Here is a 14,781-nt window from a genome sequence, read left to right as displayed (position 1 = left end):
TGGCGGGCACCGGAGCAGGTTCGGTGTAGAAACCGTAACAGCCGGTGTGACGTGCGGGTTTGCGGCGTGTCGCGGCCCGGGTTGGGCTAGGCTTTCGAACATGAGTACGAACGAGGTGATGGTGCGGCTGGCAGCCGCCGCCGGTGCTCTGGGGGACGTGGACGTCTCCGCGTGGTCTGAGGACACGCTCAAGGAACAGCTCGGTGAACTCTCCGCCGCCCTGGTGGCACTCGACTCGGTGCTGTCCCGGGTCGCCGACGAGGTGCGGGCCCGAGGCCTGCGCGTCGAGGAGCCGGTCTCGGTCTGAGACCGGCAGCGCCGAGGCTCGGCGGTGGCGGGGACGCGCCGGGTGTCCGGCCGCTGCCGGCTTGCGGGAGCCGGCAGCGGGCGGAGCCCGGGGCGGGTGGGCCCGGACCGGTGGCGGCAACCGCCGGTCCGGGCCCAACCCCGGCGGTCGCCGGCTGAGCCGAGCCCCGGCGCGGCATCCCGTCCGGGCCGCGCCCCGCCGTGGGTGCCTGCTCCACCCGGCGTCCTGGTCCGGCAAAGCCCCGCATTGTCGCAGCCAGCTGGCAGGATGAGGTGGTGCGCTTCATCGACCTGGCGGCCACCTCCGCCGCTGTGACGGCGACCTCCGGCCGGCGGGCCAAGGTGGAGCTGCTGGCCGCCGCGTTGCGCCGGCTGGAGCCGGTGGAGCTGCCGGCCGGTTCCGGTTATCTCGCCGGGGAGTTGCGGCAACGGCAGACCGGGGTGGGCGGGGCGAGCCTGCGTGACCTGCCGCCACCGGCGGCCGAGCCGACGCTGACCGTGGCGGCGGTCGACGCCGCGATCGCCGAGATCGCCGCCGTGCAGGGCGTGGGCTCGCAGGCCCGACGCCGGGCGTTGCTCGGTGCGCTCTTCGGCGCGGCCACCGCCGACGAGCAACGGATGCTGGTCGGGCTCTTCAGTGGCGAGCTGCGCCAGGGCGCCCAGGCCGGGTTGCTGACCGAGGCGGTGGCCCGGGCCGCCGAGGTGCCGGTGAACGCCGTCCGCCGTGCCCTGCTGCTCACCGGTGACCTGCGGATGGTCGCCGGTGCCGCGCTCACCGGTGGGGCCACGGCGTTGGCCGCCTTCGGCCTCCAGGTGGGGCGCCCGCTGGCACCCATGCTGGCGGCGAGCGCCCCGTCGGTTGACGACGCGCTCGCCGTCACCGGCACCCCGGCGGTGGTCGACGTCAAGCTCGACGGCATCCGCATCCAGGTGCACCGGTCCGCGGCCGACATCGCGGTCTTCAGCCGCAGCCTCGACGACATCACCGCCCGGGTGCCCGAGGTGGTCGCCGCCGTCCGGGCGCTGCCCACCCGGCAACTGGTCCTCGACGGCGAGGCGATCGGGCTGGACGAGACCGGCCGGCCGCTGCCGTTCCAGCAGACCTCAAGCCGGGCCGCCCGGGTGGCACCGGCGGTGCGGGCCGCGGCGACCGGATCGGAGACGGTGCTGACGCCGTACTTCTTCGATCTGCTGCACCTCGACGGGGAGGATCTGATCGACCGGCCGGGGCGGGACCGGTGGGCCGCGCTCGCCGGTGCGGTCGACCCGGGGCTGCTGGTCGGCCGGCTGGCGGTCGACGACGCCCAGCAGGCCGGTGGTGCCTTCGCCGCCGCGCTCGACGCCGGTCAGGAGGGGGTGGTGGTCAAGGCTCCGGACGCCCCGTACGAGGCGGGCCGGCGCGGCTCCGGCTGGGTCAAGGTCAAGCCCCGGCACACCCTCGACCTGGTGGTGCTGGCGGTGGAGTGGGGCAGTGGCCGGCGCAAGGGGTGGCTGTCCAACCTGCATCTCGGCGCGCGGGATCCGGGCACGGGTGACTTCGTGATGCTCGGCAAGACCTTCAAGGGGCTCACCGACGAGGTGCTGGCCTGGCAGACCGAGCGGTTCCTCGCCCTCGCCGTCGAGCACGGCGACTGGGTGGTCCGGGTCCGGCCGGAGCAGGTGGTCGAGATCGCCTTCGACGGGGTGCAGACCAGCTCCCGGTACCCCGGTCAGATGGCGCTGCGCTTCGCCCGGGTGGTGCGCTACCGGCACGACAAGACCGCGGCGGAGGCCGACACGATCGACACGGTCCGGGCCATCCACGCCGGTCACCGCGGCGGCTGAGCGGGGTCGGGTCAGGCGGTGGCGAGGGGGCCGGGCCGGCTGGCGTTCAGCCGGTGGGCGCGGGGTCGGGCTCGGCAGCGCGGTCCAGGGGGCGGGTGTCGCCACCGGCGGCGCGGCGGGCCTCCCGGCGGGCCACCCAGCCGTACCCGAACAGCGACATCGCGGCGAACGCCCACCACTGCACCACGTAGCCGAGGTTCTGCCAGTTGTTGGCGTGGCCGACGGAGACCGCCTTGAAGAGCGGGTCGGCGGCCGGGGTCTGCTCGTCCAGCAGCACGTACGCCCCGTACACCGGGTAGGGCAGCTGTTCGGCCAGGCGCGGTACGGCGACCCGGCGGGTCTCCAGCAGCCCGTTGCGCCGGTCGACCGTGCCCGCGCCGCTCTCGCTCTCGTGCACCCGACCGACCACGGTCACCTCGCCGGCCGGCACCGCCGGCACCTCCGGCTGGGCGGTGGCCCCACCGGGTGCCGGCGGGATCCAGCCCCGGTCGACAAGCACGGCGGTGCCGTCGGCGAGCACCAGCGGGGTGAGCACCTCGAAGCCGACCCGGCTGTCGACGGTGCGGCCCCGGACCAGGACCACGTTCTCCGGGTCGTACCGGCCGGTCGCGGTGATCCGGGTCCAGGCGTCGGTCGAGGCCGGCGCGGGGCCGGCCGTGCCGACGCCGCCGGCCGGGGCGGACAACACCGTCGACAGCGGCACCGGGGTGGCCCGCTCGCTGGCGTCGATGCGTTCGTTGATCGCGCTGCGGTCCCGGTAGCGGTCCAGCTGCCAGTTGCCGAGCTGCACCATCGCGAACGCGGCGACCAGCGTCAACGCGAACATGCCCAGCCAGCGAGGGGTCAGGAGGAACCGGTACACAGCACGAGGTTACCCGGGGCGGCCGGGGCCGTTGACGCGCGCTCCGACCGGGCTCACGGGGTGTCGCGGGCCGGGTATCGTCACGCGGGCGGTTCCGGTGCCGGAACGCCGTCGGGTCCCGTTTTCTGCGAGGAGAGACATGACCGTCGTGCCGCGGCTCGTCCTGAGCGCCCCCTCGTCGGGGCACGGCAAGAGCGCGTTGGCGGTCGGGCTGCTCACCGCCCTGGCCGAGCGGGACCTGACCGTCACCGGCTTCAAGGTCGGCCCGGACCAGGTGGACGCGGCGTACCTCGGGTTGGCCGCCGGGCGACCCGGCCGCAACCTCGACCCCCGGCTGGTCGGCGGCTCCCGGCTGGTCCCGCTCTTCGCCCACGGTGCCGAAGGGGCCGGGCTCGCGCTGGTCCAGGGCACCATGGGCCTGTACGACAGCGTCAGCGGCCACCCCGAGGAGGAGTCCACGGCCGCCGTGGCCACCGCGCTGCGCAGCCCGGTGGTGCTGGCGGTCGACGTGGCGGCGATGGGCCAGTCGGTCGCCGCCCTGATACACGGCTTCCGGTCGTACGACGAACAGCTCTGGCTCGGTGGGGTGATCCTCACCCAGGTCGCCTCGTCCCGGCACGAGTCGATGCTGCGCGAGGCGCTGGACGACATCGGGGTGCCGGTCTACGGCGCGCTGCGCCGGCACGAGCTGCCCCCGGTGCTGCCGGCCCGCCGGCACGGCGTGGTGCCGGCGCTGAGCCGCGACGGCGAGGCGGTCCGGGCGGTGCGTCGGCTCGGTGAGGCGGTGGCGGCCACCGTCGACCTGGACCGGCTGCTGGTGCTGGCCCGCTCCGCACCGCCGCTGACCGTCGAGACCCCGCTTATCGATCCGGCCATCCTGACCGGGGAGGCGTCGATCCCTGTGGCGTCCCCGACTGCCGAGGCCCCGGGTACGGCGGCGGCCCCGGTGCCGTCCGGCCGACCGGTGGTCGCGGTGGCCGGCGGGGTGGGTGGCAGCTACGGCCACCCGGAGACGGTCGAGCTGCTGCGGGCCGCCGGCGCCGAGGTGGTGTCGGTCGACCCGCTGCGCGACGAGAAGCTGCCGCCCGGCACCCGGGCGCTGGTGGTGGGCGGCGCACTGCCCGAGACGTACGCCGAGGAGCTGTCGGCCAACCGCCGGCTCTGCATCGCCGTGGCCGAACTGGCGCGCACCGGGCGCCCGGTGGTCGCCGAGGGGGCCGGGCTGCTCTGGCTGGCCCGGGAGCTGGACGGGCTGCCGATGTGCGGGGTGCTCGACGCGACCGCGACCCGCCGCGACGGCCTGGTGATCGGCTACCGCACGGCGACCGCCCGTACCGACAGTGTGATCGCCGCCACCGACACGGTGCTGGTCGGCTACAAGCAGCACCGTGCGGTGCTCACCCCGCGGGCCGGGCAGACGCCGGCCTGGAGCTGGGAGGGTGGCACCCCGGAGGGGTTCGTCTGGCAGGGTGTGCACGCCTCCCAGCTCACCCTGCACTGGGCCGCCGATCCGGGGATCGCCACCCGGCTGGTGGCCGCCGCGACGGCCACCGCCCCGCCCCGCTGACCAGTCCCCGCCCCGCTGACCAGTCCCCGCCCGGCCCCGTTGCCCAGCCCAGCCCCGCTGATCAGCCGACGATCCGGTCCGACGGTGGGGTGAACTGGCGGGTGGGCTGGCCCTTCAGGCCGTCCCGCAGGGTCCGGGCGACCGCCTCGATCGGGATCTGGGACTGTCCGTCACCGACGGCGTTGAACGGGTTGTCCGGGTCGGAGATGAAACTCGCCGCCGCCAGCTCCGGGGTGTACGCCACGAACCAGGCCGACCGGGTGCTGTCGGTGGTACCCGTCTTGCCGGCGACCGGGCGGCCGACCGTACCCCGGACGCTGTCGGCGGTCGACCAGCCGCCGCAGCTTCCCTTGGCCGGGGTGTCCCCGGTCGGGCAGCGGGCGGCGTCGGTGGCCGCGCGGGCCGCGTCCGCGTTCACCACCTGCCGGCAGCGTGGCTTGGCCACCTCGGAGCCGATGCCGGAGGCCGTCCGGTACATGGTCGGGGTGCCGTCGCGGTTGTTGATGGTGGTGACCGGCATCGCCTCGCAGTACCGGCCGTCGGCGGCGATCGCGGCGTAGGCGTTCGCCATCTCCAGCGGGGTGGCGTCGGAGACGCCGAGGGTGAACGCGCCCCACTTCGCGGCGTTCTCCGGCGAGGCGTGCTTGCGGTCCACGTCGGTACGCCAGCGCAGGCCGAGCTGCTCGGCCAGGTGGACGGCTTTGTCCGCGCCTACCTGCTCCTCCAGCCAGACGAAGTACGTGTTCACCGACTTGCCGAAGCCGGACCACATGGTCTGGGTGCCGGTCATCGCGCCGCTGGCGTTCGACGGCGCCCAGCCGTCGTAGACCTCGGAGCGGTACCGGTGCGGCGCGTTGAAGGTGGTGGACAGCGGCATCCCGGCGTTCAGCGCGGCCAGCATCGGGAACATCTTGAAGGTCGATCCGGCCTGGTAGCCGGGCAGGTCGCCGCCGCCGAGCAGGGGAGCCACCGTGTTCGGATAGTTCGCCTTGACCTTCGGTGAGGCCTCCGGGTTGCCACTCGGCGGGTTGTCGGCCAGGTCGAGGGAGTACGTCCGGTTCACCGCCATCGCCTTGACCCGCCCGGTGCCCGGCTCGGCCACCACGATGCCGTTGGCGAACGGGCTGCCGGTCCGGTCCTTCGCCCCGACGTTCTTCTCCGCCGCCGCCTGGATCTTCGGATCGAGGCTGAGCACGATCCGGTAGCCGCCCCGGCGCAGCTTGTCCATCCGTTCCAGCCGGTTGTCGCCGAACGCCGGCTGCGCGCTCCACCAGTTCTTGAAGTAGTCGCAGGCGAAGCCCCAGCTGTTGTACTTCTCCGGGATCGAGGCGCAGTCGTTGGGCGGGTCGGTCAGCTTCAGCCTGATCGGTTCGGTCTTGGCCTGTGCGGCGGCGTCCGGGGAGAGGTAGCCGAGCTGGGCCATCCGGTCCAGCACGTAGTTGCGCCGTCCGGTGGCCTCCTGCTGGTCGGAGCTGGCCGGGTCGTACTCGGAGGGGGACTTGACCAGTCCGGCGAGGGTGGCGGCCTCGACCGGGCTGAGATCCTTCGGCGTCTTGGAGAAGAAGATCTCGCTGGCGGCGTAGATGCCGTACGCCCGGTGCCCGAAGTACGCCGAGTTGAGGTAGCGCTCCATGATCTCCGGCTTGCTCAGCTCCTTTTCCAGGTCGACCGCCATCCGCATCTCCTTGATCTTGCGGATGCTGGTCTGCTGGGTGGCCTCCTGGACCTCCTTCGGTGTGGTCGCGCTGTCCCGCAGCGCCATCCGGACGTACTGCATGGTCAGCGTGGAGGCGCCCTGGGACACCCCGCTGGAGTTGGCGTTGGCGACGAAGGCGCGGGCCACGCCCTTCGGGTCGACGCCGTGGTGGGTGTAGAAGCGGGAGTCCTCGGCGGCCACGATCGCCTGCTGGATGTTGGGCGACATGTCCGACAGCTTGGTGTACTGCCGGTACTCCTCGTAGAACATCGTCAGCAGGGTGGTGCCGTCCGGGGCGTACAGGTAGGAGGTCTCGGCGGGCAGGGCGGTGCTCAGCAGCTTGGTCTTGGCCTCCACGGCGTGCGCGGTGGCCTTCGCGCCGAGACCGGTGGCGGCGGCCAACGGGTACGCGGCGGCGGCGACCACGACACCGGCGATGAGCCCGGCGCGTAGGAGTGGAACGAGACGACCAGCGGCGGAAAGGGGTCGGTTACTCACCAGGTCAAGTTATGACATTTCCGATACGTACCTGAGAAATATTCATAAACGGCGGTGTGGTGACGCGGCCCACGCCGGCACCGGCTGTCCCGCGCGCCGCCTTCCCGGCAGGATCGCGGACATGCGCGGTGAGTTGCTCGACGCCGGACCGGACCCCGGCAGTGCCGGCGATGGGCCAGGCCTCGGCAGTGCCGGCGATGGGCCAGGCCTCGGCAGTGCCGGCGATGGGCCGGACCTCGGCAGTGCCGGCGTAGGGCCGGACCTCGGTCACCACGGGGACGCCGAGGTGGGCGAGGGCCTGGTGGACCTGGCGGTCAACGTCCGGCGTGAGCCGCCGCCGCCCTGGCTGGCCGGGCCGATCGCGGCCACCCTCGCCGACCTGGCCCGCTACCCCGACCCCCGGCCGGCCCGCGCCGCCGTCGCCGCCCGGCACGGCCGTCACCCGGACGAGGTACTGCTGACCGCCGGGGCCGCCGAGGGCTTCGTGCTGCTCGCCCGCGCCCTGACCGGGCTGCGTCGACCGGTGGTGGTGCACCCGCAGTTCACCGAGCCGGAGGCGGCGCTGCGGGCGGCCGGGCACCGGGTCGAGCGGGTGCTGCTCGATCCCGCCGACGACTTCCGGCTCGACCCCGCCCGGGTGCCCGTCGACGCCGACCTGGTCATGATCGGCAACCCGACCAATCCCACGTCGGTGCTGCACCCCGCGGCGACGCTGGCCGCGCTCGCCCGGCCCGGCCGGATCCTGGTGGTCGACGAGGCGTTCGCCGACACCACCGTCGTGCCCGGCGTACCCGGTGAGCCGGAGTCCCTGGCGCACCGCCGTGACCTGCCCGGCCTGGTGGTGGTGCGGAGCCTGACCAAGACCTGGGGGCTGGCCGGGCTGCGCATCGGGTACCTGCTCGGCGAGGCGGCGCTGCTCGCCCGGCTGGCCGCCGCCCAGCCGCTCTGGGCGGTCTCCACCCCGGCGCTCGCCGCCGCCACCGCCTGCGCCAGCGGCACCGCCGTCGCCGCCGAACGCGCCATCGCCGCCCGGCTCACCGCCGACCGCGACCACCTGGTGGCCCGCCTGTCCGACCTGCCCGGGGTACGCGTCGCCGGCCGCCCGGCCAGCGCCTTCGTCCTGATCCGGCACCCCGACGCCGCCCGGGTACGGCTGACGTTGCGGCAGCGGGGCTGGGCGGTACGCCGGGGCGACACCTTCCCCGGCCTCGGTCCGGAATGGCTACGGGTGGCCGTACGGGACCGGGCGACGACCGACGCGTTCACCGAGATACTGGCGGAGATCCTGGAGGCGTGATGCTGGAGAGCACGATCGCGGCGATCGAGCCGCCCGACGAGTCGGCGATGGCGGCCGCCCGGGAGCTGCAGGGCCGGCTGACCAAGCCGGCCGGCTCGCTCGGCGCCCTGGAGGAGCTGTCGGTCCGCCTCGCCGGCCTGGCCGGGGCCTGCCCGCCCCCGCTGCCGGAGCCCGCCGCGGTGGCGATCTTCGCCGGTGACCACGGCGTGCACGCCCAGCGGGTCACACCCTGGCCGCAGGAGGTGACCGCCCAGATGATCGGCAACTTCCTGGCCGGGGGAGCGGTGGTCAACGCCTTCGCCCGGCAGGCCGGCGCCCCGGTCACCGTGGTCGACGTCGGCGTCGCCACCCCGCTGCCCGACGCGCCGGACACCGCCGCCGGTGGGCTGCCCCGGCTGGTCGTGGCGAACGTCCGGCGCGGCACCCGGGACCTGGCGGTCACCGCTGCCCTGACCCGCGACGAGGCCCGCGCCGCCGTACAGGCCGGGACCCGGGTCGCCGACGAGCTGCTCGACGCGGGGGCCCGGATCCTGGTCACCGGGGACATGGGCATCGGCAACACCACCCCGGCCGCCGCCCTGATCGCCGCCTTCACCGGGGCCGACCCCGCCGAGACGACCGGCCGGGGCACCGGCGTGGACGACCCGACCTACGCCCACAAGGTCGACGTGGTGCGGGCCGCGCTGCGCCGGCACGACCCCGACCCGGCCGACCCGCTGGGCGTGCTCGCCGCCGTCGGTGGACTGGAACACGCCGCGCTGACCGGGCTGATCCTCGCCGCCGCCGCGCGCCGCCGACCGGTGCTGCTCGACGGGGTGATCGCGGTCAGCGCCGCACTGGCCGCCGTCGCGCTCGCCCCCGCCGCGGTCGGTGCCCTGGTCGCCGGGCACCGCTCCGCCGAGCCGGGGGCCACCGTGGGCCTGCGCCACCTCGGCCTCGACCCGCTGCTCGACCTCGGCCTGCGCCTCGGCGAGGGCACCGGTGCGCTGCTGGCGCTGCCCGTGGTCACCGGCGCGGTCCGGGTGCTGCACGAGGTCGCCACCTTCGACTCGGCGGGAGTGGCCGAGAAGTGACCGGAGCAAGCGAGCAGACCAACCCGTACCCGCTCGGGTTGCGGCTGGCCGGCCGCCGGGTGGTCGTGGTGGGCGGGGGAGCGGTCGCCACCCGCCGGGTGCCGGCGCTGCTCGACGCCGGCGCGGACGTGCTGCTGGTCTCACCCGAACTCACCCCGGCGCTACGCGCCCACGTCGACGCGGGCCGGCTGCGCTGGGAGCCACGCCGCTTCACCGCCGGCGACCTGGACGACGCCTGGCTGGTGCAGACCGCCGTGGACGATCCGGTCGCCGCCGAGGCGGTCAGCGCCGCCGCCGCCGAGCGGCGGATCTTCTGCGTCCGCGCCGACGACCGCACCGCCGCCACCGCCTGGACCCCGGCGGTCACCCGCAGCGGCCCCGTGACGGTGGCCGTGCTGGCCGGCGGCGACCCCCGCCGCGCGATGGCCACCCGCGACGCCATCCGCACCCTCCTCACCGCAAGGAAGGGCCCCCCGTTAACGCTTTCGGTAGAGCAGGGGCCCCTTGTTAACGCCGACGACGGGGTGCAGCAGCCGGTCGGGCGGGTGGCCCTGGTCGGCGCCGGCCCCGGTGACCCGGAGCTGATCACCGTCAAGGGTTGGCGGCTGCTCACCGAGGCCGACGTGGTGGTCGCCGACCGGCTGGTGCCCGGCCTGCTCCTGGACGAGCTGCGCCCCGACGTGGAGCTGGTGGACGCCTCCAAGATCCCGTACGGCCCTTCTCGGGCCCAGGAGGAGATCAACGCGATCCTGGTCGACCGGGCCCTGGCCGGTGCCTTCGTGGTCCGGCTCAAGGGCGGTGACCCGTACGTCTTCGGGCGGGGTGGCGAGGAGCTGCTGGCCTGCGCGGCGGCCGGGGTGCCGGTCACCGTGGTCCCCGGGGTGACCAGCGCGGTAGCCGTGCCGGCGGTGGCCGGGGTGCCGGTCACCCACCGTGCGGTGGCGCACGAGTTCACCGTCGTCTCCGGGCACCTCGCCCCGGACTCGCCGGCCTCCCTGGTGCGCTGGGACACTCTCGCCGGCCTGCGCGGCACCCTCGTGGTGCTGATGGGGCTGAAGAACCTGGCCGCGATCGCCGCGACCCTGATCGCGCACGGCCGGCCGCCGCAGACCCCGGCCGCGGTGATCCAGGAGGGCACCACGGACGGGCAACGCAGCCTACGGTCGACGCTCGGTACAGTGGCGGTGGACGTGGCGGCGGCCAGCCTGCGCCCGCCGGCCATCGTGGTGATCGGCCACGTGGTTGACGCCCTCGCCCCACTGGACGCCTAACCCGCCTGGCCAGCCCGGTGCGCGCGGCCAGGTTCGGCCGGGACAGCACGGTGGCCCCGGACCAGAGGTCCGGGGCCACCGTCGGCGCTGGTCAGGTCACTGCTTGAGCATGTTGTCCAGCAGCAGCGCGCACCGGATCAGACCCAGGTGGCTGTAGGCCTGCGGGTGGTTGCCCAGCCCCCGCTCGGCCAACGGGTCGTACTGCTCGGGCAGCAGTCCGGTCGGGCCCGCGGTGTCGACCATCTGGGCGAACAGCTCCTCGGCGTCGGTACGCCGACCGGTGCGCAGGTACGCCTCGATCAGCCACGCCGTGCAGATGTGGAAGCCGCCCTCCCGGCCGGGCAGGCCGTCGTCCCAGTGGTACCGGTAGACGACCGGGCCGCTGCGCAGGTCCGCCTCGATCTTCAGCACGGTCGACAGGAACCGTGGGTCGTCGCCGGGCAGCAGCCCGGAGAGGCCGATCCAGAGCGACGAGGCGTCCATCTCCTCGTCACCGTAGGCGACGCTGTACGCCTCGGCACCGGAGTGCCAGCCGTGCTCCAGCACGTTGGCGCCGATCCGGTCGCGCAGCTCCACCCACTCCGGCCGGTCCTCGCCACCGTGCTGGCGGACCACCTGCAACGCCCGGTCCACCGTCATCCAGCACATCACCTTGCTGAAGATGTGGTGCCGGGGTGGCAGGCGGGCCTCCCAGATGCCGTGGTCGGGCTCGTGCCAGCGGCGGCGGACTGCCTCGACCATGTTCTCCAGCACCCGCCACTCGGTCTCGCGTACCGAGCCACGCAGGTCGGCCACGGCGGCGAGCAGGTCGGCGATCGGGCCGAAGACGTCCAGCTGGAGCTGGTGGTTGGCCAGGTTGCCGACGCGTACCGGGCGGGAGCCGGCGTAGCCGGGCAGGGTGTCGATGACCGCCTCGGCGCCCAGTTCGTACCCGTCGACGGTGTAGAGCGGGTGCAGCCGTTCGGGGTGCCCGCCGGTGCGTTCGATGCAGCCGTCCACCCAGCGCAGCAGCGCCTCGGCCTCCTCGATGGAGCCGAGGTCGACAAGCACCCGGGCGGTCATCGCCGCGTCCCGCAGCCAGCAGTACCGGTAGTCCCAGTTGCGGACCCCGCCCAGCTCCTCCGGCAACGAGGTGGTCGCCGCGGCGAGGATCGACCCGGTGGCCTCGTGGCAGAGCCCACGCAGGGTCAACGCGCTGCGGGCGACCAGGTCCCGGGCGGTGGTCGGCAGCCGCAGCTCGGCCACCCAGTCCTTCCAGGGCTGCTCGGTGGCGGCCTGCCGCTCGTGCACGGGCAGCCGGTGGTCGTCCAGGTTGTGCGTGCCGAAGCGCAGCTCCAGCAGGGCCTGTCCGCCACTGGCGGCGAGGTCGACGACGGCCTTGGCGGTCTCGTACCCGCCGTCGTTGCTGACCTCCCAGGTCACCCCGGGGGAGTAGAGCGCGACCGGCTCGTTGGAGCCGAGCACCAGCAGCCCGTCGTCGGCGGGTTGCAGCTGCACCGCGACCTGGCCGAACTCCGGTCGCGGGGCGAACTCCAGCCGGACCTTCGAGGTGCCGGTGAGCACCCGGACCAGCGTCGAGTCCCCGGAGATGATCGCCGAACCGGCCGGCACCGAGTCGGCGGACGGCCGGTCGAGCCAGTCGGTCACGGTCAGGCCCGACCAGCGGGTCTCCAGGGTCATGGTGCCGTTGCGGTAGCGCTGGCCCAGCGGGATGCCGCCCCGCTCGGGGGCGACGCTGAAGTGCCCGGCGGGGCTGCCGCCGACCAGGTCGGCGAAGATCGCCGCCGAGTCCGGCTTGGGGTGGCAGAGCCAGGTAACCTTCGCCTCCGGCGTCAACAACGCCACGGTACGACCGTTGGCCAGCATCGAGTGCCGTTCGATCGGCACCGCCCGCTCGCCGAAGAGCCAGTGCCGCCGGGTCTCCAGCAGCAGCGCCAGGGCGCGGGCCGCCTCGATCGGCTCGGCCACCCGGTAGCCGGCCTTGGTCTCCCCGGGGCCGATCTTGATCCCGAGGTCCGGGCCCTGCAGGTTGCCGAAGGCGTTCTCATCGGTGACGTCGTCACCGATGAAGAGCACCGCGCTGGCGGAGAGCTGGGTACGCAGCTGATCGACCGCGGTGCCCTTGTGGGTGGCCACCACGGAGAGCTCGATGACCTCCTTGCCCTGGGTGACCGTGACGTCTTCCCAGGTGGCGGGGCCGGAGCGGACCGCGTCGATCGCGGCGGCGGCCACGTGCGGGTCCACCCCACGGGTGTGCACCGCGACGCTTGCCGGCTTGCGTTCCAGCCGGATGCCCGGGTGGGCGGCGGCGATGGTCCGCAACTCGTCGCGCAGCCGGGTCCGCACGGCGATCAGCTCGGGGGTGAGCCGTTCGACGAACCCGATGTCGAACTCGGAGCCGTGGCTACCGACCAGGTGCACCTCGCTGGGCAGCCGCGACAGGGCGGCCAGGTCGCGCAGGGCCCGACCGGAGACCACCGCGACCGAGGTCTGCGGCAGCGCGGCGAGCGCCCGCACGGCGGCCACCGACTCCGGTAGCGGCACCGCCTTGCTCGGGTCCTCGACGATGGGGGCGAGGGTGCCGTCGTAGTCGCAGGCGACCAGCAGTTGCGGCATCCGGGCGATCCGCCCGATGGCGGAGCGCAGTTCCGGGTCCATCACCCCGGCGATCGGAGGTGCTCCGTCGGCGACGGACGTGTTCACGCGACCTCCGTATCGGGGACACCCAGTTCGGTGAGGAACGACTTCGCCCAGTGACCCACATCGTGGGTACGCAGGTGACGCTGCATGATGCGCATGCGGCGACGGGCCTCCGGCTTCTCTACGTGCACGGCTCGCAGCAGGGCGTCCTTGACCGCGTCGGGGTCGTGCGGGTTACACAGAAAGGCCTGGCGCAGCTCGGTGGCCGCGCCGGCAAACTCACTGAGCACGAGGGCGCCACCTTGATCGGTGCGCGCCGCAACGTACTCCTTAGCCACCAGATTCATACCGTCTCGCAGGGGAGTCACCATCATCACGTCGGCCGCGACGTACATCGCGGCCAGTTCACTGCGACTGTACGACTGATGCAGGTAATGCACCGCCGGCACGCCGACCCTGCCGAATTCGCCATTAATCCGGCCAACCTCGCGTTCGACCTTGACCCGAAGTGCCTGGTAGTGCTCGACGCGTTCCCGGCTCGGCGTGGCGACCTGCACCATAACCGCGTCCGGAACTGTCAACTTTCCGTCAGCCAGCAGTTCGCGGAAGGCCTTGAGCCGCAGTTCGATGCCCTTGGTGTAGTCGAGACGGTCCACGCCGAGGATGATCGTCTTGGGATCGCCCAGCTCAGCGCGGATCTGCTTGGCGCGGGCCTGGATCGCCGGGTCGGCGGCGAGCCGCTCCATCTCCGCCACGTCGATGGAGATCGGAAATGCTCCGGCTTTGACCTGACGGCCGTCAACCTGGATCATCTGCCCCTCGTAGCGCAGCCCGAGCAGGTGACGGGCCAGCCGGACGAAGTTCTGCGCGGCCAACCGCTGCTGGAACCCGACCAGGTCCGCGCCGAGCAGGCCCCGCAGCACCTCGGCGCGCAGCGGCATCTGCATGAACAGCTCGATCGGCGGGAACGGGATGTGCAGGAAGAACCCGATCCGCAGGTCCGGGCGCAGCTCCCGCAGCATCGCCGGGACCAGCTGCAGCTGGTAGTCCTGCACCCAGACGGTCGCGCCCTCGGCGGCGACCTCCGCCGCGGCCTCCGCGAACCTGGCGTTGACCAGCCGGTACGCCTCGCGCCAGCGACGCTTGTAGGCAGGTGTCTCGACGGCGTCGTGGTAGAGCGGCCAGATGGTGGCGTTGGACTGGCCCTCGTAGTAGCGCTCCAGTTCCTCGGCGCTCAGCGGCACCGGGTGCAGACGGATGCCCTCCAGGTCGAACGGCTCCGGGGCGGCACCGGTGCCACCGGCCCAGCCGACCCAGGTGCCCTGGTGTTCGGCGAGGACCGGATGCAGCGCGGTGACCAGGCCACCGGGGCTGCGACGCCACTGCCGCCCCTCGGGTGTGCTCACCTCATCGACCGGCAGTCGGTTTGCCACTACGACAAAGGAGCTACGGACGGTCACGATCGGCCACCTCCGGCTACTGACGGGTCCACCGCGATGAGCGTAGCTGCGGCGCTTACCACCCCGTGCGGGGTTCCCTACCCGTCCCAAAGCCTGCTCAACCGATAGCGTGATCTTGTCGACACGGGCGGTCGGCGTACCCGTCTGGCTCGCCGTTCGCCGGGGTGATGTGGGCGGACGGCGCCGTACCTGTCAGGATTGACGGCGGCGTGCGTGCGGCCGGCCACCGGCCGGCGGCGGCGGGGAGAGTTCGCAGCCCGCGCCGCGCCCGCCGATCCCAGCCGCAA

10 protein-coding genes are annotated in these 14,781 nt (G+C 73.6%); 6 read left to right on the top strand and 4 right to left on the bottom strand.

Annotated features, from left to right (window positions below):
• The first annotated feature begins 100 nt into the window (after window positions 1-100).
• Both ACN28G_RS19615 and ACN28G_RS19610 read left to right on the top strand, forming a co-directional pair.
• A complete protein-coding gene (locus ACN28G_RS19615; RefSeq protein ID WP_091442660.1) occupies window positions 101-307 on the top strand; it encodes a hypothetical protein in 207 nt (68 codons plus the stop codon).
• A gap of 275 nt (window positions 308-582) precedes the next feature.
• Window positions 583-2,130, top strand: a complete 1,548-nt coding sequence (locus ACN28G_RS19610; RefSeq protein WP_091447149.1) for an ATP-dependent DNA ligase — start codon at window positions 583-585, stop codon at window positions 2,128-2,130.
• Between the two features lie 46 nt (window positions 2,131-2,176).
• Here ACN28G_RS19610 and ACN28G_RS19605 read toward each other — a convergent pair whose 3' ends face one another.
• Window positions 2,177-2,956, bottom strand: coding sequence for an SURF1 family protein (locus tag ACN28G_RS19605; protein ID WP_175440810.1), 780 nt, complete (start codon window positions 2,954-2,956; stop codon window positions 2,177-2,179).
• 175 nt (window positions 2,957-3,131) lie between these two features.
• Between ACN28G_RS19605 and ACN28G_RS19600 the strand changes: the two genes are divergently transcribed.
• Window positions 3,132-4,559: a cobyrinate a,c-diamide synthase gene (locus tag ACN28G_RS19600; protein ID WP_421480048.1), complete on the top strand. Its 1,428-nt coding sequence runs from the start codon at window positions 3,132-3,134 to the stop codon at window positions 4,557-4,559.
• A gap of 61 nt (window positions 4,560-4,620) precedes the next feature.
• Here ACN28G_RS19600 and ACN28G_RS19595 read toward each other — a convergent pair whose 3' ends face one another.
• Window positions 4,621-6,753: a transglycosylase domain-containing protein gene (locus ACN28G_RS19595; RefSeq protein WP_091442651.1), complete on the bottom strand. Its 2,133-nt coding sequence runs from the start codon at window positions 6,751-6,753 to the stop codon at window positions 4,621-4,623.
• A gap of 31 nt (window positions 6,754-6,784) precedes the next feature.
• Here ACN28G_RS19595 and cobC point away from each other — a divergent pair, with 31 nt between their 5' ends.
• The 3 genes from cobC to cobA are packed head-to-tail and all read left to right on the top strand — an operon-like array spanning window position 6,785 to window position 10,394.
• Window positions 6,785-8,050 carry an Rv2231c family pyridoxal phosphate-dependent protein CobC gene (cobC, locus tag ACN28G_RS19590; RefSeq protein WP_421480941.1) on the top strand — a complete coding sequence of 422 codons (1,266 nt, stop codon included), beginning with the start codon at window positions 6,785-6,787 and terminating at the stop codon, window positions 8,048-8,050.
• Window positions 8,050-9,123: a nicotinate-nucleotide--dimethylbenzimidazole phosphoribosyltransferase gene (gene cobT, locus ACN28G_RS19585; RefSeq protein ID WP_421480047.1), complete on the top strand. Its 1,074-nt coding sequence runs from the start codon at window positions 8,050-8,052 to the stop codon at window positions 9,121-9,123. The genes cobC and cobT overlap by 1 nt, the downstream gene beginning before the upstream one ends.
• Window positions 9,120-10,394: a uroporphyrinogen-III C-methyltransferase gene (cobA, locus tag ACN28G_RS19580; RefSeq protein WP_091442641.1), complete on the top strand. Its 1,275-nt coding sequence runs from the start codon at window positions 9,120-9,122 to the stop codon at window positions 10,392-10,394. The genes cobT and cobA overlap by 4 nt, the downstream gene beginning before the upstream one ends.
• Before the next feature lie 96 nt (window positions 10,395-10,490).
• Here the strand turns inward: cobA and otsB are convergent, their stop codons facing one another.
• Both otsB and ACN28G_RS19570 read right to left on the bottom strand, forming a co-directional pair.
• The gene (gene otsB, locus ACN28G_RS19575; RefSeq protein WP_421480940.1) at window positions 10,491-13,052 is read right to left on the bottom strand and encodes a trehalose-phosphatase; all 2,562 of its coding nucleotides are present in this window, start codon (window positions 13,050-13,052) and stop codon (window positions 10,491-10,493) included.
• Between the two features lie 41 nt (window positions 13,053-13,093).
• A complete protein-coding gene (locus ACN28G_RS19570) occupies window positions 13,094-14,494 on the bottom strand; it encodes an alpha,alpha-trehalose-phosphate synthase (UDP-forming) (protein WP_091442638.1) in 1,401 nt (466 codons plus the stop codon).
• Between the last annotated feature and the right edge of the window lie 287 nt (window positions 14,495-14,781).

Source organism: Micromonospora sp. WMMA1923, from assembly GCF_049179195.1.
GTDB lineage: Bacteria > Actinomycetota > Actinomycetes > Mycobacteriales > Micromonosporaceae > Micromonospora > Micromonospora yangpuensis.
The sequence above is the reverse complement of the archived record's forward strand: the minus strand, read 5'-3'. Positions and strand labels throughout refer to the sequence as shown.

Excerpts from the sequence above, each read along its gene's own strand:
- ACN28G_RS19615 (WP_091442660.1), top strand. The coding sequence starts at position 101 with ATGAGTACGAACGAGGTGATGGTGCGGCTGGCAGCCGCCGCCGGTGCT.
- otsB (WP_421480940.1), bottom strand. The coding sequence starts at position 13,052 with ATGGACCCGGAACTGCGCTCCGCCATCGGGCGGATCGCCCGGATGCCG.
- cobT (WP_421480047.1), top strand. The coding sequence starts at position 8,050 with ATGCTGGAGAGCACGATCGCGGCGATCGAGCCGCCCGACGAGTCGGCG.
- ACN28G_RS19605 (WP_175440810.1), bottom strand. The coding sequence starts at position 2,956 with ATGTTCGCGTTGACGCTGGTCGCCGCGTTCGCGATGGTGCAGCTCGGC.
- ACN28G_RS19600 (WP_421480048.1), top strand. The coding sequence starts at position 3,132 with ATGACCGTCGTGCCGCGGCTCGTCCTGAGCGCCCCCTCGTCGGGGCAC.